Origin of the sequence: Povalibacter uvarum (genome assembly GCF_014202975.1) — a bacterium.
GTDB lineage: Bacteria > Pseudomonadota > Gammaproteobacteria > Steroidobacterales > Steroidobacteraceae > Steroidobacter > Steroidobacter uvarum.
Genome location: NZ_JACHHZ010000006.1, coordinates 369904 through 392807, shown reverse-complemented (window position 1 = coordinate 392807; position 22904 = coordinate 369904). Strand labels below are relative to the sequence as shown.

General features: G+C 62.7%; 20 protein-coding genes. 9 read left to right on the top strand and 11 right to left on the bottom strand.

The features are described 5' to 3' along the window. The first annotated feature begins 67 nt into the window (after positions 1-67). The 4 genes from HNQ60_RS24055 to HNQ60_RS24040 all read left to right on the top strand — a co-directional run bounded on the left by HNQ60_RS24055 (position 68) and on the right by HNQ60_RS24040 (position 6617). Positions 68-2854 (top strand): TonB-dependent receptor, encoded by a 2787-nt coding sequence (locus tag HNQ60_RS24055; protein WP_184335326.1) that lies wholly within the window; start codon positions 68-70, stop codon positions 2852-2854. Positions 2855-2928: 74 nt separating this feature from the next. Beyond that, positions 2929-4725: an alpha-amylase family glycosyl hydrolase gene (locus tag HNQ60_RS24050; RefSeq protein WP_184335552.1), complete on the top strand. Its 1797-nt coding sequence runs from the start codon at positions 2929-2931 to the stop codon at positions 4723-4725. A 2-nt stretch (positions 4726-4727) separates the two neighbouring features. After that, on the top strand, positions 4728-6224 hold the full coding sequence (locus HNQ60_RS24045) for an MFS transporter (protein ID WP_184335325.1): 1497 nt from the start codon (positions 4728-4730) through the stop codon (positions 6222-6224). Positions 6225-6233: 9 nt separating this feature from the next. Then, the gene (locus HNQ60_RS24040) at positions 6234-6617 is read left to right on the top strand and encodes a VOC family protein (RefSeq protein ID WP_184335324.1); all 384 of its coding nucleotides are present in this window, start codon (positions 6234-6236) and stop codon (positions 6615-6617) included. 30 nt (positions 6618-6647) lie between these two features. Here the strand turns inward: HNQ60_RS24040 and HNQ60_RS24035 are convergent, their stop codons facing one another. After that, positions 6648-7208: a hypothetical protein gene (locus HNQ60_RS24035; protein ID WP_184335323.1), complete on the bottom strand. Its 561-nt coding sequence runs from the start codon at positions 7206-7208 to the stop codon at positions 6648-6650. 83 nt (positions 7209-7291) lie between these two features. Next, a complete protein-coding gene (locus tag HNQ60_RS24030; RefSeq protein WP_184335322.1) occupies positions 7292-8911 on the bottom strand; it encodes a GMC family oxidoreductase in 1620 nt (539 codons plus the stop codon). Between the two features lie 352 nt (positions 8912-9263). Here HNQ60_RS24030 and HNQ60_RS24025 point away from each other — a divergent pair, with 352 nt between their 5' ends. Beyond that, complete coding sequence (locus HNQ60_RS24025; RefSeq protein ID WP_184335321.1) at positions 9264-9704, top strand: ABA4-like family protein; 441 nt, start codon at positions 9264-9266, stop codon at positions 9702-9704. 43 nt (positions 9705-9747) lie between these two features. Here the strand turns inward: HNQ60_RS24025 and HNQ60_RS24020 are convergent, their stop codons facing one another. Beyond that, on the bottom strand, positions 9748-11217 hold the full coding sequence (locus HNQ60_RS24020; protein WP_184335320.1) for a lysozyme family protein: 1470 nt from the start codon (positions 11215-11217) through the stop codon (positions 9748-9750). 236 nt (positions 11218-11453) lie between these two features. Here HNQ60_RS24020 and HNQ60_RS24015 point away from each other — a divergent pair, with 236 nt between their 5' ends. Together HNQ60_RS24015 and HNQ60_RS24010 are read left to right on the top strand one after the other, a co-directional pair. Continuing rightward, positions 11454-12740 (top strand): hypothetical protein, encoded by a 1287-nt coding sequence (locus HNQ60_RS24015; RefSeq protein ID WP_184335319.1) that lies wholly within the window; start codon positions 11454-11456, stop codon positions 12738-12740. A gap of 64 nt (positions 12741-12804) precedes the next feature. Then, positions 12805-13356 carry an Npun_F0296 family exosortase-dependent surface protein gene (locus HNQ60_RS24010; protein ID WP_221304416.1) on the top strand — a complete coding sequence of 184 codons (552 nt, stop codon included), beginning with the start codon at positions 12805-12807 and terminating at the stop codon, positions 13354-13356. A gap of 59 nt (positions 13357-13415) precedes the next feature. Here the strand turns inward: HNQ60_RS24010 and HNQ60_RS24005 are convergent, their stop codons facing one another. The 6 genes from HNQ60_RS24005 to HNQ60_RS23980 all read right to left on the bottom strand — a co-directional run bounded on the left by HNQ60_RS24005 (position 13416) and on the right by HNQ60_RS23980 (position 20097). Next, positions 13416-14687, bottom strand: a complete 1272-nt coding sequence (locus HNQ60_RS24005) for an ABC transporter permease (RefSeq protein ID WP_184335317.1) — start codon at positions 14685-14687, stop codon at positions 13416-13418. Then, positions 14684-15424 carry an ABC transporter ATP-binding protein gene (locus tag HNQ60_RS24000; RefSeq protein ID WP_184335316.1) on the bottom strand — a complete coding sequence of 247 codons (741 nt, stop codon included), beginning with the start codon at positions 15422-15424 and terminating at the stop codon, positions 14684-14686. The genes HNQ60_RS24005 and HNQ60_RS24000 overlap by 4 nt, the downstream gene beginning before the upstream one ends. Continuing rightward, positions 15421-16641 carry an efflux RND transporter periplasmic adaptor subunit gene (locus HNQ60_RS23995; RefSeq protein WP_184335315.1) on the bottom strand — a complete coding sequence of 407 codons (1221 nt, stop codon included), beginning with the start codon at positions 16639-16641 and terminating at the stop codon, positions 15421-15423. The genes HNQ60_RS24000 and HNQ60_RS23995 overlap by 4 nt, the downstream gene beginning before the upstream one ends. Before the next feature lie 23 nt (positions 16642-16664). Then, positions 16665-17360, bottom strand: coding sequence for a YIP1 family protein (locus tag HNQ60_RS23990; RefSeq protein ID WP_184335314.1), 696 nt, complete (start codon positions 17358-17360; stop codon positions 16665-16667). A 148-nt stretch (positions 17361-17508) separates the two neighbouring features. Continuing rightward, entirely contained in the window at positions 17509-18894 is a 1386-nt protein-coding gene (locus tag HNQ60_RS23985; RefSeq protein WP_184335313.1) for a DUF1254 domain-containing protein, read from the bottom strand. Positions 18895-19041: 147 nt separating this feature from the next. Further along, positions 19042-20097: a LacI family DNA-binding transcriptional regulator gene (locus HNQ60_RS23980; protein WP_184335312.1), complete on the bottom strand. Its 1056-nt coding sequence runs from the start codon at positions 20095-20097 to the stop codon at positions 19042-19044. 76 nt (positions 20098-20173) lie between these two features. Here HNQ60_RS23980 and HNQ60_RS28180 point away from each other — a divergent pair, with 76 nt between their 5' ends. Beyond that, complete coding sequence (locus tag HNQ60_RS28180) at positions 20174-20878, top strand: GNAT family N-acetyltransferase (RefSeq protein ID WP_221304415.1); 705 nt, start codon at positions 20174-20176, stop codon at positions 20876-20878. A gap of 66 nt (positions 20879-20944) precedes the next feature. Beyond that, positions 20945-21793, top strand: coding sequence for an SDR family NAD(P)-dependent oxidoreductase (locus HNQ60_RS23970; protein ID WP_184335311.1), 849 nt, complete (start codon positions 20945-20947; stop codon positions 21791-21793). Positions 21794-21797: 4 nt separating this feature from the next. Here the strand turns inward: HNQ60_RS23970 and HNQ60_RS23965 are convergent, their stop codons facing one another. Continuing rightward, the gene (locus HNQ60_RS23965) at positions 21798-22316 is read right to left on the bottom strand and encodes a Rid family hydrolase (protein WP_184335310.1); all 519 of its coding nucleotides are present in this window, start codon (positions 22314-22316) and stop codon (positions 21798-21800) included. Between the two features lie 142 nt (positions 22317-22458). Continuing rightward, entirely contained in the window at positions 22459-22842 is a 384-nt protein-coding gene (locus HNQ60_RS23960; protein ID WP_184335309.1) for a hypothetical protein, read from the bottom strand. Between the last annotated feature and the right edge of the window lie 62 nt (positions 22843-22904).

The following is a 22904-nucleotide window of genomic DNA, read 5'->3' as shown; positions in this document are numbered from 1 at the left end:
GTTCTTTACTTCGATCCGATGAATCTACTGGCGCTCGCAGGCGCCGTCCGTAAATGGGGGAATGACGATGAATACTTCTACGCAGACGCAGATCGCAGGTGCAGTGCGGCGGGCACTCGCGAAGCACCCGGCGGCATGGATGAGTTGCGCACTCGTCCTGTCATTGGGCATGAACACCGCCATCGCCGCGGAGGCCTCGACGCAGGAACTCGAGACCGTGGTCGTCACGGGCATCCGGCACGGCATCGAAGATGCCATCGTGCTGAAGCGCGATTCCGGCAGCATCGTCGAAGCAATCTCCGCGGAAGACATCGGCAAGTTGCCGGACACCAGCATCGCGGACTCACTGTCCCGCTTGCCGGGCCTGACGTCGCAGCGTGCGGAAGGACGCGCCTCGGCAATCAGCCTCCGCGGCACGGACCCAGGATTCACCACTGCACTGCTGAACGGCCGCGAACAGGTCAGCACCGGCGACAACCGCAGCATCGAGTTCGACCAGTATCCCTCGGAGCTGCTCAGCTCGGTCGTGGTCTACAAGACCCCGGATGCGCAGCTCGTGGGGCAGGGCCTTGCCGGCACCATCGACCTGCGGACGACGCGTCCGCTCGACATGCCCAGCCGCGCCATCGTGATGAACGTTCGTGGCGAAATGAACTCGCAGGACGACATGGGCGCGGACTCCGATGAAATGGGCTATCGCGCCAGCTTCTCCTACATCGATCAGTTCCTCGACAACACGCTCGGCTTTACGTTCGGCTTCGCGCACCTAGAGTCGCCGCTCGCGATCGAAGGCGCGGGCACTTATGAGCCGTGGCACGCGAACGATCCGGCGGTGGACGGATTCAACTATCACCCTGAAGTGCCGCTGGGCGTCTATGTGACGAACGGCATGAAGGTTCGCAGCGACATGGGCGAAAACAAGCGCGACGGCGCAATGGCCGCGATCCAGTGGCGCCCGAGCGAATCGTATGAAACGGTGCTCGATCTCTACTACACGAAGCGCAAGCAGACCGACAACGCGCGCAGCCTGGAAGTGAACCTGGGCAACTACCCGATCTCCGGTCCCGGCTTCGCGAACGCGATCATCGTGGACGACACGGTCATCGGCGGCGACCTGCTGAACCGCGTCCCGCTCGCCCGCAACTTCCTGTTCGAGACCGAGGACGAGATCATCGCCGCGGGCTGGAACAACAAATGGACCGCCGGCCAGTGGACGTTCATCGCCGACGTCAGCTACTCGAAGGCCGAGCGCGACGAAAGGCAGTACGAGACGAACGCGCAGTACGTTGCCGGCGGCACCTCGAACATTCCGGATTCCGGCTATTTCGAGCTGTTCCGCGACGACATGCCGACGCTGAACTTCGATCTCAACTATGCCGACCCGAACGCGGTTCGCCTCGGCCCGACGATCTACGGTTCGGGCTACAGCAAGATCCCGCACGTCGAGGATGAACTGAAGTCGGCCCGCATCGATGTGGTCCGCGAGTTTGGCGGCTGGCTCAAGGACGTCGCAGTGGGCGCCAACTATTCCGATCGCACGAAGGACAAGCTGCAGCCGGAAGGCGGCCTGTCGACGATCGGTGGCGGTTACTACCAGGTGGGTGCGGAGCATCTGCTGGCGCCGACGAATCTGTCCTACGCGAATGCGAATCCGACGCTTGCATGGGATGTCGCGGGCGTTCTGCGCGACTACTTCAACCCGATCGTCTACGGCACGCCGGATCAGCCTGGCTTCTCGTACCTGGTCGGCAAGAACTGGGCAGTGACGGAAGAGGTCACGACCGGCTACCTGAAGGGCAATCTCGAGCACGACATCTCGTCGAGCGTGACGTTGCGCGGCAATGTCGGTGTGCAGGTCGTGCAGACCGATCAAAGCTCCGATGCGTTGCGCATCGAGAACGGCACTCCGGTGCCTTACTCCGACGGCAAGGACTACACCGACGTCCTGCCCGCGATCAATCTCGCGTTCATGATGCCGTCCGAACAGGCGGTGCGTGTGGGCGTCGCAAAGGAAATCGCCCGCGCTCGCATGGATCAGCTGAAGGCATCGAGCGAAATGGGTTACGACGCGGCCACCGGCCTGCCGGGCGGCTCGGGCGGCAATCCGCAGCTCGATCCGTGGCGGGCATATGCCTATGACGTCTCTTACGAGAAGTACTTCGGCACGAACGCCTACGTTTCGCTCGCCGGCTTCTATAAGGATCTGAAGACGTACATCTACGCGCAGACGGTAGCTGACTACGATTTCTCCGAGTTCCTGGCGACGCTGCCTCCCGGCTACTTCATGCCAGGTGTCACACCTTCGCCGACCGGGCGCTTCACGCAACCCGTGAATGGCAATGGCGGCAACCTGAAGGGCCTGGAACTGTCGTTGTCGCTGACGGGCGAGTTGTTCACCGACGCGCTCACCGGCTTCGGTGCGATCCTCAGCATCTCGCAGACCGAGAGCAGCATCCGTATCGAAGATCCGCCCAACAACCAGTTCACCGGCGGCAACGGCCTCGGCAACATTCCGCTGCCGGGCCTGTCGGAAACGGTCTGGAACGCAACCCTCTACTACGAGAACTCGGGCTTCTCCGCTCGTGTCGCAACGCGCGCTCGCTCGGAGTACATCGGTGAGGTGACGAACTTCGCCAACGACCGTGCGTTCAAGTACGTGAAGGGCGATCAGATCACCGACGCGCAGCTCGGCTACGAGTTCAGCAGCGGTGCGCTGGAGGGACTGTCGATCCTGTTCCAGGTGAACAACATCACCAACGAGCCGTACATCGCCTATTCGGTGATCGAGACACGCCAGCAGGACTTCCAGCAGTACGGAAGACAGTACCTGCTCGGTCTCAACTATCGGCTGTGAGATCGTCCAGGGCTGCCCCCCCTCCCTGGCCCTCCCCCGCGCGAGCGGGGGAGGGACTCACTACAATGTCCCGCATGCGATACGCACTCCTCACCCTCCTGCTCGGCATCTTCGTCGCGCATGACTCGCTCGCCGCCGGGGGCTTTCGCGACCGCCTCCCAGAAGACGAGATCATTTACTTCATGCTGCCGGACCGGTTCGAGAACGGCGATCCGAAGAACGATCGCGGCGGACTGAAGGGCGACCGGCTCGAGACTGGTTTCGATCCGGCGCACAAAGGGTTCTATCACGGCGGCGATCTCGCAGGCCTCATCAGGCGTCTCGACTACATTCAGGCGCTTGGCGCGACGGCGATCTGGCTCGGACCGATCTACAAGAACAAACCGGTGCAAGGCGCGCCGGGACAGGAATCGGCGGGCTACCACGGTTACTGGATCACGGACTTCACGCGTGTCGATCCTCACTTCGGCACGAACGCCGAGATGCGCACGTTCGTCGATGCAGCGCATACGCGCGGACTGAAGGTCTATCTCGACATCATCACCAACCATACAGCCGACGTGATCGCGTACCGCGAATGCCCGGCGCGCAGTTGTGTGTTCCGCTCAGCCGCCGACTTTCCGTACTCACGGCGCGGCGGTCTCGGCGGTGAGTCGATCAACGAGGGCTTCCTCGGCGAGAGCGTGCAGACGGCGGAGAACTTCGCGCGCCTCAAGCGGGCGGATTACGCATACTCGCCGTTCGTGCCCGAAGCGGAGTTCAACGCGAAAACTCCCGCATGGCTGAACGACCCCATCTGGTATCACAACCGCGGCAATACGACTTTCGAAGGCGAGAGCATCACCTTCGGCGATTTCGCGGGGCTGGACGACCTGATGACGGAGAACCCGCGAGTCGTCGACGGCTTCATCGAGATCTACGGGCGCTGGATCGATGACATGGGTGTCGATGGCTTCCGCATCGACACGGCGAAGCACGTCAACCCGGAGTTCTGGCAACGCTTCACGCCGGCGATGCTGAGCCGGGCGCACTTGCGCGGCATCCCCAATTTTCACATCTTCGGCGAGGTCTTCACGGAACAGATCGATCCGGCGCTGCTTGCCAGGGCGACGCGCGTCGATCAGTTGCCTTCGGTCATCGATTTCGCATTCCGTGCGGCAGCGCTGGCGACAGTGGCCGGCGACAAGGGAACGCAGGAATGGGTGCGGCTGTTCAGCGCCGATGATCTGTACGAAGGCGGCAAGGCCAGCGGGCTGCGGCTGCCGACGTTCATCAGCAATCACGACAACGGGCGCTTCGCCCACTTTGTCCGCAAGAGCTATCCCGCCGCGAGTGACGACGAAGTGCTGAAGCGCACGACCCTCGCTCACGCCATGCTCTTCACCTTGCGTGGCGTGCCAGTGATCTACTCGGGTGATGAGCAGGGATTCGCGGGCGACGGCAACGACCAGGACGCCCGCGAAGACATGTTCCCGAGCCTCGTCGCTTCGTACAACGACAATCGCCTTGTCGGCACGAGCGCTACGATGGCGCGGAGCAACTTCGACATGTCGCACCCGCTCTTCCGTTCGATCGCGCAACTGGCGAAACTGCGAGCCGAACAGCCGGCGCTGCGCCGGGGAGAGCAGCGGCTTCGCAACTTCGGCGACAAGCCGGGACTCTTCGCGGTGTCGCGCTTCGATCCCGGATCCGGCCGGGAGATCGTGATTGCGTTCAACACGTCGAATGCACGGCTCGAAGCGAACGTGGAGATCGATCCGCACACAGCGGCCTTGAAGTCTTTGCACGGCAACTGCGCAAAGCCGTGGGCGCCTGGGAGTGTGCGTGTCGAACTCGACGCGTTCGGCTATGTGATCTGCGCAGCGGAGTAAGCATGACGAGCAAGCCGCGGGTGTCCTTCTGGCAGATCTGGAACATGTGTTTCGGGTTCCTCGGCATCCAGTTCGGCTTTGCGCTCCAGAACGCGAACGTGAGCCGGATTTTCCAGACGCTGGGCGCGGACGTGAACGAGATCCCCATTCTGTGGATCGCGGCGCCGCTCACCGGGCTGATCGTCCAGCCCATCGTCGGGTACTACTCGGATCGCACCTGGAACCGGCTCGGTCGTCGCCGGCCCTATTTTCTCTTCGGCGCCATCCTGACGACGCTCGCGCTGTTCGTGATGCCGAACTCGCCGACGCTGTGGATTGCGGCAGGCGTGCTGTGGATTCTCGATGCGTCGATCAACGTGTCGATGGAACCGTTCCGCGCCTTCGTCGGGGATCAGCTGCCTCCGAAGCAGCGGGCGGCCGGCTATGCGATGCAGAGCTTCTTCATCGGCATCGGCGCGGTGGTCGCGAGTCTGCTGCCGTGGATTCTGGCGCGATTCGGAGTCGAGAACACTGCGGAGGCGGGCGCGATTCCGGATACGGTCAAATACGCGTTCTACGCCGGCGGCGCGATCCTGTTCGCGGCAGTGGGCTGGACAGTATTCAGTACGCGCGAGTACCCACCGGACGTGCTGAACAGCTTCGACGACGCGGGGACGGTCGAGGAGCCGAAGATCAACACCGGCAGGGCGCGCCGCGACGGGGTCCTATGGCTGATGGCCGGCGTGCTCGCGGTTGCGCTGATCTACTTCCAGTCGCTCGAGGCCGAGCTCTATCTGCTCGCCGCTGGACTGATCGTCTACGGAATCGCGCTGCTCGTGCTGAGTGCCTGGCAGCGTCGCAACGCATTCACGGCGATCATGTCGGATCTCCACGAAATGCCGCCTGCCATGCGCCGCCTCGCGGTCGTGCAGTTCTTCTCGTGGTTTGCGCTGTTCGCGATGTGGATCTACACGACGTCAGGTGTTACGCAGGTTCACTATGGCACCACCGATCCGCAATCGGCTGCTTATAACGAGGGCGCCAACTGGGTGGGGGTCCTGTTCGCGGCGTACAGCGGGTTCGCCGCGATTGCAGCAATTGTCATTCCATTCATGGTGCGCGGATTCGGTCTGCGCGTCAGCCACCTCATCAATCTCTGGCTCGGTGCATTGGGGCTGGCGTCGTTCGTATTCATCCGCGATCCGCAGTTCCTCATCGTGGCGATGATCGGCGTCGGCTTCGCGTGGGCGTCGATCGTGTCGTTGCCTTATGCCTTGCTGTCCAACAACCTGCCCGCTGCGAAGATGGGCGTGTACATGGGCATCTTCAATTTCTTCATCGTGATTCCGCAGCTGCTCGCGGCGAGTGTGCTCGGCTTCATGCTTCGAGCCTTCGCCGGCGGCCAGCCGATCTATGCGCTCGTGATCGGCGGAGCGAGCCTGTTCATTGCCGGCCTTGCCGTACTGAGAGTGGCGAATCCGCAAGCGGAGCACGCGACGACGGTGCCGGCGGCACCATAGGCCCGACTCATGCCCATCCAGCTCAACCACACCATCGTCCCTGCCCGTGACGCCGAAGCCTCGGCAAGGTTCCTGAGCGAGATTCTCGGCGTGAAGGCGCCGGTCCGCTTCGGGCCGTTCTGGGCCGTCTCGCTCGACAACGGCGTGACGCTGGATTTCCAGCATTCCGATGAGGCCATGCCCATCGAGCACTATGCGTTCCTGGTGAGCGAGGAGGAGTTCGACGCCATCTTCGAGCGCATCCGGTCGCGCAACCTCGAGTACTGGGCGGATCCGATGCACTCGCGTCCGTCCGAGATCAACCGCAACGATGGCGGGCGGGGCGTGTACTGGAACGATCCGAGCGGGCATTACCTCGAGATCATCACGAGGCCCTACGGCAGCGGGGAATAGCGCTTCTGGCCGACCGCCAGCAGCCCATTCCTAGCGCAGGACCGACGTCAGCTCCGCCAACTGCGGCCGCCCATCGTCAAACACAACGTACGCGAGCCGTTGCGACGGCGTAGTGAGCGTTGCGCTCAGATCTCCGGACGCTGCCACTTTCTTCAGGGTCGCCGTATCGGTCGGGAAATACCACCACATCGATGCTTTCGAGTAGGGCGGTGCGAGCGGCTGGGAGATGCCGAGGGTTCGCGGTTCTTCCGTTGCCGCGGTCAGTTCGATGGTTTCGCGACCGAGGTTCAGGGTCAGCGTCGGCGCGGTGCCCGTCGTCGCATCCGGCGCGTACCAGGCCATGACGGCGAAATACTGACGATGGCTGCCCATCTTGTTGACGTCGATGCCGTAGATCTCCAGGTAGTCCCGGTTGCGCTCGAGTTCCCGGCGGGCCGGACCCGAGGATTCGCCGACCAGGATCAGCGGCTCGGAGGCGGCTGTGATGGTGGCGGTCGTCTGCTCGTCGAGGAATTCGCGGGGTTCCCGCGCCGGCGGCATCGAGCAGGCGGCGGTCAAGGACACGATGGCCAGAAGGATGAGGCTGCGCATGTGGCACCTGGAATCGACGGCGGGAGCGGTTTCAGGCCTACAACGCACTGCGAGGCAAATGGGTCCGTCGTTACGTCACACGCTCAGCGCCGGCGATCCTCGATGAGCATGACGCTTCCTTGCTCGGCAATCATCACCGTCGGGGCATTGGTATTGCCGGACGTGATCGTGGGCATGACCGACGCATCGACCACCCGAAGCGCCTTGATGCCCCGTAACCGCAGTCGCGGATCGACGACAGCGCTCTCATCATCGCTGCGACCCATGCGGCACGTTCCGACGGGGTGGAAGATCGTCGTGCCGATATCGCCCGCCGCGGCCGCGAGTTCGGCGTCGGTCCCGAACCGGGGTCCCGGAAGAAACTCCTCGGGTCGATATGGCGCAAGCGCAGGCATCGAAGCGATGCGGCGCGTCAATCGCAAAGCGCGCGCGGCGACGTCCCGGTCTTCGTCAGTGCTGAGATATCGGGGCGAGATGCCGGGTGACGACAGGGGATCGGCAGCGACGATGTGCGTATCGCCGCGCGATGTCGGTCGCAGATTGCAAACGCTTGCCGTGAAGGCCGCGAAGCGATGCAGCGGGTCACCGAACTTGTCGAGCGACAGCGGCTGGACGTGATACTGCAGATCCGGCGTGAGCACTCTCTCGTCCGACTTCGCGAACGCACCGAGCTGGCTCGGCGCCATTGTCAGCGGCCCTGTGCGAAGCAGTGCAAATTGCAATGCCATGATCGCTCTGTGCCACAGCGAGTGAGCGGACTGGTTCAGCGTCCGGATCCCATGAGTCTTGAAGATCATCCGCAGTTGCAGATGATCCTGCAGGTTGTTGCCGACACCGGTCAGCGCATGGCGCACGGCGACGCCCAGTGATTGCAGGTGCCGCGGATCGCCGATGCCGGAGCGCTCGAGAATGGCTGGAGAACCGATGGAGCCGGCGGCCAGCACCGTCTCGATTCGCGCGGTCGCGAGCTGACGTTCGCCGTCGAGCAGGAACTCGACGCCGGTCGCGCGCAATCCATCGAACGACACGCGATCGATGACCGCCCCGGTGACGATCTTCAGATTCGGCCGATGCCGAACGGGTTGCAGGAACGCCTTGCGCGCGTTCCACCGGATGCCGCGCCGTTGATTGACTTCGAAACGGCCGACGCCGGCATTGTTGCCGCGATTGAAATCGTCGGTGCGCGGGATGCCTGCTTGTTCGGCGGCATCGGCGAACCGATCGAGAATGTCCCAGCGCAATCGCTGCTGTTCGACCCTCAGCTCACCGCCGTGTCCATGAAACTCATCGCCGCCGCGCCAGTGATCTTCGCCGCGCTTGAAGAAAGGCAGGCAACGATCCCAGGACCAACGCGAATCGCCGGTGATCCGCGACCAGCCGTCGTAGTCCTGCGCCTGGCCACGCATGTAGATCATCGCATTGATCGATGAGCTGCCGCCCAGCACCTTTCCTCGCGCGTAGAGAATCGAGCGACCGTTCAATCCGGCTTCTGCTTGCGTCCGATAACACCAATCCGTTCGCGGATTGCCGATGCAATAGAGATAGCCGACAGGGATGTGAATCCAGATCCAGTCGTCTTTGCCGCCGGCTTCGAGCAGCAGCACGCTCACGTCAGGATCGCGGCTCAGCCGGTTCGCAAGCACGCAGCCCGCGGTGCCGCCGCCGACGATGACGTAGTCGAAGGTGCCGAAGGACCTGCTCACTTGCCGTAGTTCCCCGCTGCATTCATGGCCGATGGAGGCGCAAGGCTGCAACCTGACTGCGGAGGTTTTGGTCGCAACGCCTGCACTTCAGAACAGAAGTGCAAAGCGTATTCAAAGTCGCGCGAGCTGGTGACAGGTAGCTGAGTGACCCGCGACACGGGGCTCGATGGGAAGATAGTGTTTTGAATCATGCGCTTCGTGCTGCATTTGAAGCGCCTTGCGGCGTCGATCGAGCGGCTGGCGCCGTTCTTCAGCTTGCGACCATCATAAACAAATCCGCCAGCGGTGCGACAGACTTTTCCTGGCTCACGAACCTGCGCTACAACGCGCGGCGTTCATCGAGGAGTGAGTCATGCAGCACTTCGAGCTCATCTATCTGCTCTCCAATGTCTTGCTGCTTCCTGCCTGGCTGTTGCTGATCGTCGCGCCGGAATGGCGTTGGACCGAGCGCCTCATTCACAGCATCTGGATTCCCGTGCTTTACAGTGCGGCCGTCACCATCATGGTTGTGGTGCGACCTGCCGCAGCGGAGGGCGCGGACATCGGTTCGCTCCACGGTTTCATGCTGTTGCTGGACAGTCCCTGGTTCTCGCTGGCGATCTGGCTCCAGCTCGTGCTGTTCGATCTTTTTATCGGCGCTTGGGAGTCGCGCGACGCACGTCGACTCGGCATTCACGCAGGGTGGATGGTTGTGCCGCTCGTTGCAACATACATCTTCGGGCCTCCTGGCCTGCTCATCTACCTAGTCGTGCGCTACTCGCGTACACGAAGCGCATCGCTCGCGGAGCAGTAGGCCAATTGTCTGCTTGCGGTCGCGGGCGCACTCCCGCGCCGTCTCACTCAAACAGACTCACGATGCTCTGGTACTTCTCGATGTACCAGCGGTTCTCGTTGTTGTACTTCGGGATCGTCACCGGACGAACGTTCTCGCCTTCCGCTTTCCACACGCAGGGACACTTCACGTTGGACCCTTCGGGGTGCTCCCCCGGGCGGCTCAGTTCGTCGAGGTCGACCTTCATCCGGGTCAGGACACGATAGAGCTTGGTGACGTTGCGCGGTCCGCCGTTGTATGCGGCGACCGGAAAGATGCCCAGCACGGCCGGATTGGCGACGTATGCAGTGCGAATGTCCGAGCGCATCGCCGCCAGTTCGAGATCCAGCAGACAGACCGCGGCCTTCATGGCGTTCAACAGATTCGTTGCGCCGCGCTCGAAGTTCGGATCCAGCTTCGCGCCACGGCAACGTCTGACTACGAGTGAATACGTGCCGTTTCCCCTGCGGTTGGTGAACTGCATCGGTCCGATCGCGTTTGCGCTCGAGACACTGTATCGATACGCCTCCTCCTGCTTGAGGCCGTACTGGCTCAGCACCTCGTCGAAGGCGAGCCCCTGCTTCTCCACATAGTCCCTGTCATCCGTCTGCTCGATGACCGCAAGCGTCGTGATGACCTGGATGGGGATGGAATCGGCGAGCAACTCTCCCGGAAACGCCGCGCTCGGCACCTTTGCGAGACGCAGTTCTTCGATCGCCTGGCGTGCCGTGGCAATCAGGAAATCCTTGCCGCCGGCGACGAAGCCGGGATCGAAGGTGTCTTCGGTGAAGGGCAGATAGACGATCGGCTTCGCGGTCTGCGCGACGGCGCGCCACTGCCTGCGCTTGATGAGGTTGTTGTCGAAGACAGGGAACTTGCGTCCGTACACTTTCAGGGGAACGCCGTCCTGGGAGAAAGAAAACATCAGTCGCTCGGCGCCGGTGCCCTTCACGTGTCGTGCCTGGATATCAGGCGTGAGGTTGCGAAAGGGCAGGGGCTTGCGGCCGGGCTTCCATTTGATCGGCGGGCGCGGGAGCTCGATCTGCGCGACAGACCATTCCTGCTTCGTTTCGCTCCACAGCGCGAAAGCAACGGGGCGACCACGGAGGACCTGGTTCTTTCCCTTGCCGGTGAAGACGTACTGGAGTTCTACATTCTCCAGCAGTGCCTGCGCTTCGGCGACTAGGTCGTGGATCACCTCGTGACGACGGCCCTGGACGACGACTTCCTCGGGAGGCGCCTCCGGTTGCTCCGATTCGGCGACGGCCAGCGGTACCTCGCCTTCCTGTTGCTTGGAACCTGTGTCCGCGACGACAGCGCCGGCTTCGGTCGGGGTCGGCTCGACAGGAGCCGCTTCGGCTGCAGGAACGCCTTCTGCGTCAATTACCGGCGGCTCTTCTTCATCGGCGGTGCCCCCTGTCGTCGCGCATCCAGCGCAGATCAGGGAAACCAGCATGAGGGCCAGCACGAGGGGCAGCGCAGTCGTTTTCATCATGCGCATCTTCTTCGCGACCTGCCGGGACGGCAAGCGCTAGATTGACCCGCACATGAGGGAACCCACGTACCTGGGCAGGCCATGCCGTCGGTCACGCGCATCAGCTTACGAATGACAGGTGGCCGGAAGGAAGGCGGCTGAGCTACTGTCTGCGGTCGCGGCATGTCCTGTTCAGTCACGCCCGCACGTCTGTTGAGCTACGGAACACTGACAACAAAAGAGATGGCGGGTCCAGCATGAAAATTGCGCAGTTCTTCCTGGCGATCGCATGCATTGCTTCGACCGTGGTGCAGGCTGCTTCTCCAGCTCCGGAAATACTCGTTACGGCGTTGCGTGGCAAGCAATGGCAAGTCAGGTATGACTTCGCACAGCCGGTGGACAAGGTCGAATTCAAATTCTCTCCCGACGATTCACGTGTCCGGACGTGGCTGCCCGATCAAGGCTTCGAAATTGTCACCACGGATCGCGGAGAAGTTGCGCGGCGCAAGGACGGCGCTCATTTCAGCACTGTCCGCTTCCGGATGAGCCCAACGTACAGCGTACTGCCGAAAAACTACGCACCGTTTTCGCCATTCGGTGATGGAGGAATGCTGTTTCACACGGGGCGCTTCTTTGCGTGTCAGGACAGCTGTCCCGATGACGCATCGTGGTCGATGTCTCTCTGGGCGGCGACAGAGGATCAGATCATCCTCAATGGCAAGGCGATGAAGGCGCAGGCGCACTGGGTCGATGGAGGCGACGGGCGTTCCGTCTACGTCGGCAACAATGTTCCACAGCAGACCGACGATTTCATTGCCGTCATCGACACGGCGCTTCCCGAGCGAATCCGCGCTCAGCTGCTCGAGCAATTGCCTGAGTTCATGCACCTGTTCTCTGGAAAGCTGGGTGCTCTGCCGACACGTCCCATGCTCTTCGTCTCCTACGACGTGTCGCATCCGAAGGGGTGGGGTCGACAAGGCGGTGTGCTGCCAGCGCAGGTCTTCATCCATTTCTACGGCAGCAAGTGGCCTGCGGAGATGGAGAAGCCCAATTTCCCGGACGAGCTTGCCTGGCACTTCGCGCACGAGGCGGCCCACCTATATCAACGGCACACATCCACGACATCGGGCGACGACTGGATTACCGAGGGTTCTGCCGAGGCGTTCGCTGCCATGGCCTTGAGCGCTGATGCCAGCGCGTACGTGCAGTCCGCCGAAGGCGAGGCACGCGGCAAGTGCCGGGAGCTTCTCAAGGGCAGGTCAGTTCGCGAGGCCATCGCTGCGGGAACATTCGATGTCGCATACAGCTGCGGAATGCTGATCAACCTCGCGATCGATTCGAGGATACGACTCGCCACAAAGAACGATGGCCTCTATGCGGTCTGGCGCAACCATCTCGGGCGTGCATCCAGCAACGAGAGTGTCGTGAGTAGGGCCGCGTATCTCGAGGCAATATCAGATGTCGGCAACGCTGATATTGCGGAGTGGGTGGAGAAGGCGGTTACAGATCAGGGTGCGGATCTGATTCTTGGTGGAGCGAACTAGTTGTTGGGTTGGGCGTACGCGGTGGTGATTGCAGCCGCGACCAGAAGGTGCCGATCGCATGCGCATGAACGTTCTGAGTCTGTTACTCGCTGCCGCGTCCGGCGGCTCGGCAGCGGCCCACGCTGATCCTCTCGTCGAGCTGAGCGAAGGCATGACGACGCGCGTCGCGGGAGCGCGAGTTGAAACTTTCGACGATAGGAAACTTGCTCGCTACTCGGGAGCGGGGCGAATCGTGACTGGTTCGGTCCCCGGCTCGACTCAGCCGAACGGTGACAAGACGCCCTACTACTCTGTCAAACCGACTGCGGCGGCGTTCATCGCGGAGCCGGGGGTCAGCTACAACTACTACGGGCTCTACTGGGGCTCGATCGATGAGTACAACGAGCTGCGCTTCTTCAGAGATGGCCGGCTCATCGCGACCGTGACCGGCCGCGACGTCCTGCGTTTGATCGCTGAGCGACAGTTGGCGACGCCCGGGACCCTCAGCACTTACGTGAACATTCACTTCCGTGCGACGACCTATACGCGGATCGAGTTCAGAACATCCTTACCCGCCTTCGAATCGGACAACCACGCGTTCAGCAATGTGGTGGTATCCGAGGCAGATGCAATGTAGAGCATTCCGCACTGCCGAACGGTCGTCGGAAGCGGCTCGCCTCTCCGCCTGATTCCGTCCTACTCGTACCTCAACGCATCAATCGGCGCCAGATTCGCGGCCTTGCTCGCGGGCAGGATGCCGAAGATCACGCCGATGAGGCCCGAGAACGCGCATGCGCCGGTGACTGCCCACCACGGAACGGAGGGCGGTGGAAAGTCCGGAATCGATTGCGCGATGCCGTAGCCGAGGCCGAAGCCGATCGCGATGCCGATGAGACCGCCGATGATGGCGAGCACCATCGCTTCGATGAGGAACTGCATCAGCACGTACTGGCGTCGTGCGCCGAGCGCCTTGGCGATGCCGATCTCGCGGGTTCGCTCGGTGACGGACACCAGCATGATGTTCATGATGCCGACGCCGCCGACGAGCAGCGAGATGCCGACGATGCCCGCGACGACGAGCGTGATCGTGGTCGAGATCTGCTTGAACGTCTTCGCGATCATGTCGGACGCCTCGACGACGAAGTCGTCGGGCTGTTTCGGGCCGATCTGATGCAACTGGCGCATGAGCATCGCGACGCGCAGCTTCGTGCTCTCCAACGCTTCGAGATCGTTGACGGAGAACGTGATCCACAGATCGGGTTCGAGCACGACGCCGTTCACGGCCAGGGCCGTGCGGAAGGGCATCAGCAGGTAGTTGTCCTGGCTCATGCCGAACATTTCGCCTCGCGGCTCCAGCACGCCGACGACCTTGAACCATTCGTTGCCGATCTGCACGAATTCGCCGGCCGGGTCTTCCGGCAGTTTCAGGTCCTTGCGCATCTGCTCGCCCACGACGACGACGCGGCGACGGCTGGCGTCGTCGCTCTCCGTCAGGAACCGGCCGGTCTTCGGGAAGATCTTCTGCACGTCCTGGTAGTTCGATGTCGTGCCGAACATCTGACCGGACGCCGTGTTGGCGCCGTAGCGAATCTGTGAGCCCATGCCCTGACCGGCGAACACGAGCGGCGTGATATTGCTGATTCCGTCGATGCGGAAGCGCAGTTCTTCCAGATCCTTCAGCTTCAGGCGGTTGCGCTTGCCGCGCAGCTGATCTTCGAGCGGCGTATGCGAGCGCAGCGTCAGTGTGCTGCCGCCGAGTCCCTGCAGCTGATTGGAGATCGACTGCGACAGTCCCTGCACGAGTGCGATGACACAGATCACCGAGGCCACGCCGATCACGATGCCGAGCATGGTGAGGGAGCTGCGCAATCCGTGGGCGCGAATGCTCGACAACGCTGAGCGCAGGCATTCCTGCATCGCGTACCACGAGGACTGAAATCGATTGGCGCTGTCGGCCGACGCACTCATGCGGGTCTCTCGGCCGGGGAGTGTGCGGCGACGGTCGCAGCGGGCGGTTCGATCGGAGCCGGCTGCTGCTGGAAGTCTTCCGCGATGCGGCCGTCGTGAAGGCGGACGACGCGATGACAATGTGATGCGATGCCCGGATCGTGCGTCACGATGATGAGTGTGACGCCTTCGCTGTGCAGATGCGTCAGCAGGGCCATGATTTCGCGAGCGGTGCGGCTGTCGAGATTGCCGGTAGGTTCATCGGCGAGCAGCAGCTCCGGGTGTCCGACGAGTGCTCGTGCGATGGCGACGCGCTGACGCTGGCCGCCTGACAGTTCATTCGGCTTGTGATGCGTGCGGTCGGCAAGTCCGACGCGCGCCAGGGCTTCGCGTGCACGTTCGCGACGAACGGAAGGCGAGAGGCCGCGGTAGATCAAAGGCTGGGCGACATTGTCGAGCGCGGTGAAGCGCGGCATCAGATAGAAGTTCTGGAAGATGAATCCGATCTTGCGATTGCGCACACCCGCGAGCTGGTCTTCGCTCAAGCCCGCGACCGCCTCGCCGTCCAGGGAATAGCTGCCGGTCGTCGGGCTGTCGAGGCAGCCGAGGATGTTCATCATCGTCGACTTGCCGGAGCCCGAAGCTCCGGTCAGTGCAACGAACTCGTTGCGGGCGATGTGCAGATCGACGTCGGTCAGCGCGGCGAACTCGTTGTCGCCGAGCGTGTAGACCTTGCCGATGCTCTCGAGGCGGATCATCGCTTCGGAGCCGGGTCGGCTGCATCGCTGGCTGCGGATTCCTCGGGAGCGGTGACAGTCACTGCTTCGCCGTCGCGCAGGAACCGCAACGTCTTGGCCGGTCCGGTGACGATGGTCTCGCCTTCCTTCAGGCCGCGCTGAATCTCAATGTACATGTCATCGGCCGTGCCTGTTTCCACTGCGCGCTGCTTCACCTTGCCGTCGGCAACGACGAAGACGCTGGCCTTGGCTTTCGCGTCCTTGTCTTCCGACGGTTCGTATTTCACCGCCTGAACCGGAACGGCGACGGTCTTCTTGGCGTTCTCGCGGCGCGTCGAGATCTCGGCGCGACAGCTCATGCCGGGATGAAACTGCATTTCCTCTGTCGCCGCGAGGCGGATCTTCACCGCGTAGTTCTTGGCCTGTCCCGTGTTCTGGCGCGGCGAGATCGCGACCTGCTCGACAGTGCCCGCCCATGCCTTGTCGGGAAATGCGGCGGGAACGATCTTCGCTTCCTGTCCGACGCCGACGCGGGCCACGTCTGTCTCGTCAACGTTCACTTCCGCATACAGGCTGGCCGTATCGGCGACGATCATCAGGTCCGACCCTGCGATGCTCATCGCACTCGGCACGGCGGTCTCGCCGGTTTCGATGAAGATCGCGGTGACCTTGCCGCTGATCGGCGAGCGGATTTCCGTCTTCGCAAGCTGCTCGCGCGCCTCCTTCATTTGTGCCTCGGTCTGACGCAGCATCGCGCGACTCGTGTTCAGCTCCACTTGCGCCAGATCCCGCTGGGCAGAGATCTCTTCGTAGGTGTTCTGATCGATGAGGTTCTTCTCGCGCAACGACTCATGCCGCCTCCATTTCGCTTCCTGCGTGCGCAGGTTCACCTGCTGGCGCTCGATATTGAGCTGGGACTGGGCTCGCGCCGCTTCCAGTCGCGCGATCTGGGCGAGCGAGGCGGCGGGATCGAGTCGCAGCAGCAGTTGCCCGGTCTTGACCTGGTCGCCTTCATGGACGAGAACGTTCTCGACGCGGCCGATGACTTCCGACACGAGCTTGCGCTCGCTTTCATAGACCAGCGTGCCGGACGCAAGAATGGAGGGCGAGAGAACACGCATCGCGACGTTCTGCGCTTCCACCGCCTTGGCTTCTTCGCTGCGCAGGAGCTTGAGCGCCACCGGAATGACGACCAGTGCGGCGATGACGGCAAACGGAACCCATTTCTTGCGTTGCATCGAAGCGTCCTTGGCGGCGCGGATCAGGAGAACGCGATGAGCGCCCAGACCCCATAGACGACGATCGAGGGCAGCAGGCCGAACACCGTCGAGAACAGCCACGAGCGCTGGGTCCAGACGCGGACGCCGACGACGGTGAGCCACCACACCCACGGATGGATGATCGTCAGGCTCGACAGCAGCACGTAGCCCTTGCCTCCGAGCGGCACGTGGAAGATCAGCTCATTCAGCGACAGCAGCTGCAGTTCTTCGTTGCTGACCTGGTTCGTGCTGGAGGTCAGCAGGAACGCCACCATTCCAAGCGTACCGATGATGTGCGGAAGGCTCGTCCAGCAGCTCAGCGCAAACCACTGCTTGTAGGAGTGCCGGACGTTGGTGATGTTCCCGGAAAGCGAGAAATAGAGCGCTTCGAGCGCTCGCGCCGCGGTGACGAAGATGATCACGCTGATGACGGAAGACCACATGAGGAAGCCGGGCTTCATCATCGCCATGGCCTGGTTGCGCTGCTCCTCGGGCATCTGTTGCGTCCGCGTATCCGCGCTCATCATGCGGTCGACCAGCCAGTCGAAATCGACGAAGCTGTAGTACCAGATGAGGACGGCGACGGTGCTGATGAGCACCGCCAGCAGCGGAAACCAGAACTTCGGTTTCTCTTTGAGATCGGCGAAGGCGGCGCTGGGCGAAGTGATCAGCGCGATGGCCAGTTCCATGTTGGTCATTCTGGATACTCCCCGTTGTGATTCGTGCAGGCCGGCGATCCCGCGCGCCGCTGTTCGTGCGCAGCGTATCATTCATTCAACGTTGAACGAGCCCGGGTCCGGGCCATCGGCCGGCATCGTTCCGCTGTTCGCCGGTCGCGGGCTCCCGCTACTGCAATTTCTTTACGGGGGGAGGCGACCAGCCGCCATTGAGAGCTGCTGGCTCCGGCCAGTAGAGGCGCAGGTTCATGGAGAAGGGACCGCTTGCAGGGGCGGGCAGCCAGTTCGCTTCCTTGTCGGCGCCTGGCGAGGTGCGCTGGATATGGATGTCGAGCGATCCATCATCATTGAGCCTGAGCGGGTCACGATCACCGATCGCATAGCGATTGATCGGATTGGCGGTGAAGAGTTGCCGCTGGTCGTAGAGCGTCAGCGACCAGAATGCGCGCACCGGCGGCAGCTGCTCCTTGCTGAAGTGAATCGTGTAGCGCCGGTCGCTCGAAAAGGGCTGGCCGTCCGCATCCATCAGTGCCGTCGGATAGATGGCGTCCTCGATCGGATTGGCGCCCAGTCCGCCGAAAGCGATCGACGCCCGCGCGCGATAGTCAGTGCCGTAGGTACCGATGCCCGTGAGATTGGTTCGCCAGCCGTTCTGGCGAACGCCGGAGCTCATGAGGCCCCGCTTGATCGTACCTTGCGCCGACCCGATTGCAGCCTGCACCGCCTGCTGGATCTCGGCAGGCAGCGAAGCGAAGGAGAAGGACCTGCCCGGTGCGAGTCCGATACGGGCGATGCGATGCAGGATCGGATTATCGTTCACGTGCGGCGCATTGACCTTCATCAGCTCGGCGAAGAGCGAGAAGAACGTGTCCGCATTCATGCGATCGATCAGTACGACCGGAGGCGTGCGTACGTCCCAATCCGCGGGTACCGGAGTTTTCGGCGGCGTGTAGCTCTTGCCTGCATGGCTCAGCGGCGATGCCGTCAAAGCGTTCTGGAATTTGTGGACGTTCGCGTAGTCGGCGGCACTGTTCGTCTGCGCGCGGCCGATGATCCAGCCCATCGAAGTCGGACTGCGGATGAGCAGGGCGCCGGCCGGAATCTCACCTTTCCAGTCGGTCGTCGCTAGCACGAGCGTCTGCGCGTGATTGCCCGTGGTGCGGCTGCCGGGCACGTCGAACGTGTCCGTCCACATGTCCATCATCTGCAGGAGGTAGTAGCGTCCTGCGCTGTCCGGCACATTGATGATCAGTGGTTCGCGCGACAGGTCGAACCACAGGATGGAGTAGAGCGTATCGGCGTTCGGCCGCACGATGGCCGTGAAGTTGGCGTCCGGAAAGGCGCGGCGATGATCGAACTGATTCATCGGCACGCCTCTCACGCCGAGGCTCACGCGCCGCGTCAGTTCGGCGATGACCATCGGGTAGGCGTACACGTAGGCCTCGGCTGCGATTTCCTGGGCTTCCGTCGCCGAAGGAGCCTGTGCTTGCGAGCGAACTGATGCGCACGCGAGGAGAATCGACATGCAGGCCAGCAGACAGCGGTGCAGGTTCATTCGGTCAGCCCTCTTGTTCGCATGGGACTTATCCGTCATTCCCGCGAAAGCGGGAATCCATCTTGCCACTGGGATGGACACTCCCCTTGGGGATTTCCGTTGGCCACCGCGTTCGCGGGTGTGACGGAAGCAGTCAAAGCTCCCGTCTCAACCGCCGGTCGATTGCCTGATCACGAGCGAAGGCGCGATGGTCTGGCTTGCGGCTTCTTCGCCCTGGATAGTGTTCAGCAGGCTTTCGACCAGCAGCGTCGCGGCAACCTTCGTGTCCTGGTGGACGGTTGTCAACGAAGGATTTGCGAAGCGCGCCGTCGGAATGTCGTCGAATCCGGCGACTGCGATGTCTTCGGGAATGCGCAGGCCGCGCTCCTGCAACGCGCGCATCGCACCGATCGCAATCAGATCGCTCGCGCAGAACAGCGCATCGAAGCCGGCATTGCGATCGAGCAATGCGCAGGCAGCGTCGTAGCCTGACTGTTCGGTGGTGAACGCATCGATCTGGAGCGCAGGCAGCGTCTGCAAAGACGCGTGGGCGAGCGCCTGTGAATAGCCGCGATAGCGCTCGAAGAACTCGGGGTAGTGATCGGAAGCGTGCCCGACGAAGGCGATGCGCTTTCTGCCGCGCGAGAGCAGATGCTCCGTCACGTCCTTGCCGCCGCGGAAGTTGTCGCATCCGATTGAGATGCCGGGCTGGCCAGGCATCACTGCGCCCCAGCGCACGAAATGCGTTCCCTTCCGCACGAGCTGTTCGAGGCGTGCGAAGTATTCGAGATAGTCGCCGTAGCCGAGCAGGATGATGCCGTCGGCCTTGTTGCTGTCCTGGTAATCCGTGTGCCAGTTGTCGGAGAGCTGCTGGAACGAAATCAGCAGGTCGTAGCCCTGCACCGCACAGGCGCGGGTGAGCGAGCCCAGCATTGACAGGAAGAACGGATTGATGAACGAATCGTCGAGGGTCGGATCCTCGAAGAAGAGCAGCGCCAGCGTACCGCAGTGCTGCGAACGCAGGTTGGACGCGTTCTTGTCGACCTTGTAGTTGAGCTCCCGGGCGATCTCGAGGATGCGTTTGCGGGTCTCTTCGCTGACCGTCGGACTGCCACGCAAGGCGCGCGATACCGTCGGCTGGGAAACCCCGGCGAGGTATGCAATGTCGTGCGATGTCGCCTTGCCCTTCAACTCCGTTCCCCCTCGATCCGCGCGCCGAGCCATATAAATGAGTCAACGGCGGCTGCCCGCCATCCTACCGCAGGGCGCGGGTTCGCGGCCGGGCACGTTGCATAAATCAGTGCGGCGACTAATCTGGGCCGAGATGAAGACGCATCCGCTCGACAATCCGATCTGGCAGTCGCTGGTATCGCGCCATGGGAAACTCGCGATCGTTCAGGGCAAGGCGGCCCGATATCCCGCTGAAATCGCGCCCTTCGCGGCGGTCGGATCGGCGGACGAACAGGCCGATGAAGACCTGCGCCGGATCGTCGCGCCGGGGGAATCCGTCTATCTGCTGGGGATTGCTCCGCCGCTGGCCAGGGGCTGGGAAACCCAGCAATTCCACATCGCGCAGATGATCTGTCGCACCCCTGTCGAAGATCGTCCCGGCCCGCAATTCCGCCCGCTCACGGCAGCGGACAGCGACGCAATGCTCGCGCTGACGGCACTCGTCTTTCCCGGCTATTTCCGGGCGCGCACGGTCGAGATGGGGGCTTACATCGGGATCTACTGCGGCGAAACGCTGGCCGCGATGGCCGGGGAAAGGATGTGTCCCGATGGCTACCAGGAGATCAGCGCGGTGTGCACACACCCCGATTTCACGAGTCGCGGATTCGCGGCGCATCTGGTTGCGGAGCTGTGCAACACCTGCTTGCGCGAAGGCCGCATTCCGTTCCTCCACGTGAACCGGGACAACGAACGAGCGAAGGCGCTCTATCGAAGGCTGGGATTCGTGGACCGGGGCGACATTGCGCTCTGGGCATTGAAGCGAAAAGAAGCGTGATGGGGGATGAGCGGAACGAGTGATGCCATCACAATCGAACCGTTCCACCCCGTCACCGGTCATCCCATGTCCGACCCCACCAAACCGCGCGACCCCGCCACCATCTGGACTCCTGATGAAGCCAGGGGGCTCGCCCCCGCGCGACGTCGCCTCGCCGACCGCCGCATCCTGGTCGTCGGCGCCGGCTCGCAACCTTGCGACGATCCGGATCCGCCGGTCGGCAACGGTCGCGCGATTGCGTTACTGAGTGCCCGCGAGGGAGCGACGGTGAGTTGCGTCGATCGGGACGCGCAGGCTGCGTCGCTCACGCGCGATCAGATCGAAGCGCAGGGCGGTCGCGCGAACGTGATCGTAGCGGACGCGAGCAAGGAAGAAGACTGCGAGAAGCTCGTCTCGGATGCTGTGCGCGAGCTGGGTGGCCTCGATGGAGTGGTTCTCAACGTCGGGTTCGGTCTCGGTCGCGGCCTTGCCGGTACGAGTCCGCAGCATTGGGACCAGGTGTTCGCGGTCAATCTCCGTTCGCATTTCCTGATTGCACGTGCAGCGATGCCGCATCTCAACGCCGGTGCTTCGCTCGTCTTCATCAGCTCGACGGCCAGTCTGCGACCCGGCACGAACGTGCCTGCCTACGATGCATCCAAAGCCGGCATGGAAGGATTGTGCCGCCACGTTGCGTTCGAAGGCTCGCGTCGCGGCATCCGCGCCAACATCGTCGCGCCAGGTCTCATGGACACGCCATTGGGTCGCGTTGCGAGTCGCGGCCGTCCGTCGCGGGCAACCACGCCCGTTCCGCTGGGTCGCCAGGGCACGGGATGGGAAGTCGCCTATTCGACGGTGTTCCTGCTGTCGAACGAGGCGAGCTACATCACGGGGCAGGTGATCGTGGTGGATGGCGGACTCAGCGCTTTGCGCTGAGACGTTACTTCCCAGGCACCCTCGCAATCAGCTGCACCTCGACGATCCCGCCATCCGACAACAGTCCCGTCGTGCCGACGGCCGTCCATGCCGGATACGGCGGCTTCATGAATTCGCCGATCACTTCTTCGAATGCATTGAACTGCTCGTCGCGGGTGCCGGAGAAGTTCGGTCCCTGCCACACGTGAAAGCTGTTGATCATCACGACATCCTTGAAGCCCGCGCCGGCGGCTTCGAGTCGTGAGCGCAATCGTTCCAGTCCGCGGCGAGCCTGCACCTTGAATGCGGCGACATCCGTGCCTTCATCGGGGGCACGACCGATGATCAGTCCCGACAGATACAACGTGTCGTCGACACGACGGATCGTGGCGTAGCGGTACTGCTCGTATGATTTCTCGTCGCGTTCAGTCGGCAGGATGACTTCGCCGTGCGGTGCCGGGATACGCTTCGGCCAGGTGCTGTCGGCAGCGAGGGCTGCGGAAGTCATCGTCAGCAGGGCGATCGACAGGATCGTGCGGGGCATGCGGGGAGTCCTTTGAGGCAGGGCTGGCTGGCCAACTGGCTACTGGTCACTGGCCAGAGGGAGTGGGTGCTGGTGGCGATGCTACCCGTCCTGCGGTCCTGCCTGCACGACGCTGCGACGAAGCGGTGGCTGCCTGCGTCGCTCAGCGATTCTTCAGTCGTTCCTTCATCTGCTCGCGCGCTTCCGCCCGCATCTTCTGCCACTCGGCCTGCTGTTCGGCGGTGAGAACGGGCTCGACATTCTTCACGAATTCGTCCTGGGCCTGCTTCGCCTCCTGGAGCGCGGCACGCTTGTCTTTTCGCGAGCTCGAACTGCTGATCTTCCCGTGCGCTTCCTGCAGCTTCGCTTTGCGGGTTTCCACGTAAGGCGCGATCTTTGCCTGCTGCTCGGCCGAGAGATTGAGGCGCGATTTTAGTTGCTCGATCGTCATTTCCGCGGGCGCGGACGAATCGGCAAGACTGATCGACATCGAGAGACAGAGGACGCTGGCGGCCAGCGCCGCGACGAGGACTGACAGACGTTTCATTGGGACGGACTCCGGTGATTGGGCGCACCGCCAGTGTGAGCGTTCCCCGGAAACCGGCAATC

Excerpts from the sequence above, each read along its gene's own strand:
- HNQ60_RS24055 (WP_184335326.1), top strand. The coding sequence starts at position 68 with ATGAATACTTCTACGCAGACGCAGATCGCAGGTGCAGTGCGGCGGGCA.
- HNQ60_RS24050 (WP_184335552.1), top strand. The coding sequence starts at position 2,929 with ATGCGATACGCACTCCTCACCCTCCTGCTCGGCATCTTCGTCGCGCAT.
- HNQ60_RS24045 (WP_184335325.1), top strand. The coding sequence starts at position 4,728 with ATGACGAGCAAGCCGCGGGTGTCCTTCTGGCAGATCTGGAACATGTGT.
- HNQ60_RS24040 (WP_184335324.1), top strand. The coding sequence starts at position 6,234 with ATGCCCATCCAGCTCAACCACACCATCGTCCCTGCCCGTGACGCCGAA.
- HNQ60_RS24035 (WP_184335323.1), bottom strand. The coding sequence starts at position 7,208 with ATGCGCAGCCTCATCCTTCTGGCCATCGTGTCCTTGACCGCCGCCTGC.
- HNQ60_RS24025 (WP_184335321.1), top strand. The coding sequence starts at position 9,264 with ATGCAGCACTTCGAGCTCATCTATCTGCTCTCCAATGTCTTGCTGCTT.
- HNQ60_RS24020 (WP_184335320.1), bottom strand. The coding sequence starts at position 11,217 with ATGATGAAAACGACTGCGCTGCCCCTCGTGCTGGCCCTCATGCTGGTT.
- HNQ60_RS24015 (WP_184335319.1), top strand. The coding sequence starts at position 11,454 with ATGAAAATTGCGCAGTTCTTCCTGGCGATCGCATGCATTGCTTCGACC.
- HNQ60_RS24010 (WP_221304416.1), top strand. The coding sequence starts at position 12,805 with ATGAACGTTCTGAGTCTGTTACTCGCTGCCGCGTCCGGCGGCTCGGCA.
- HNQ60_RS24005 (WP_184335317.1), bottom strand. The coding sequence starts at position 14,687 with ATGAGTGCGTCGGCCGACAGCGCCAATCGATTTCAGTCCTCGTGGTAC.
- HNQ60_RS24000 (WP_184335316.1), bottom strand. The coding sequence starts at position 15,424 with ATGATCCGCCTCGAGAGCATCGGCAAGGTCTACACGCTCGGCGACAAC.
- HNQ60_RS23995 (WP_184335315.1), bottom strand. The coding sequence starts at position 16,641 with ATGCAACGCAAGAAATGGGTTCCGTTTGCCGTCATCGCCGCACTGGTC.
- HNQ60_RS23990 (WP_184335314.1), bottom strand. The coding sequence starts at position 17,360 with ATGACCAACATGGAACTGGCCATCGCGCTGATCACTTCGCCCAGCGCC.
- HNQ60_RS23985 (WP_184335313.1), bottom strand. The coding sequence starts at position 18,894 with ATGAACCTGCACCGCTGTCTGCTGGCCTGCATGTCGATTCTCCTCGCG.
- HNQ60_RS23980 (WP_184335312.1), bottom strand. The coding sequence starts at position 20,097 with ATGGCTCGGCGCGCGGATCGAGGGGGAACGGAGTTGAAGGGCAAGGCG.
- HNQ60_RS23970 (WP_184335311.1), top strand. The coding sequence starts at position 20,945 with ATGTCCGACCCCACCAAACCGCGCGACCCCGCCACCATCTGGACTCCT.
- HNQ60_RS23965 (WP_184335310.1), bottom strand. The coding sequence starts at position 22,316 with ATGCCCCGCACGATCCTGTCGATCGCCCTGCTGACGATGACTTCCGCA.
- HNQ60_RS23960 (WP_184335309.1), bottom strand. The coding sequence starts at position 22,842 with ATGAAACGTCTGTCAGTCCTCGTCGCGGCGCTGGCCGCCAGCGTCCTC.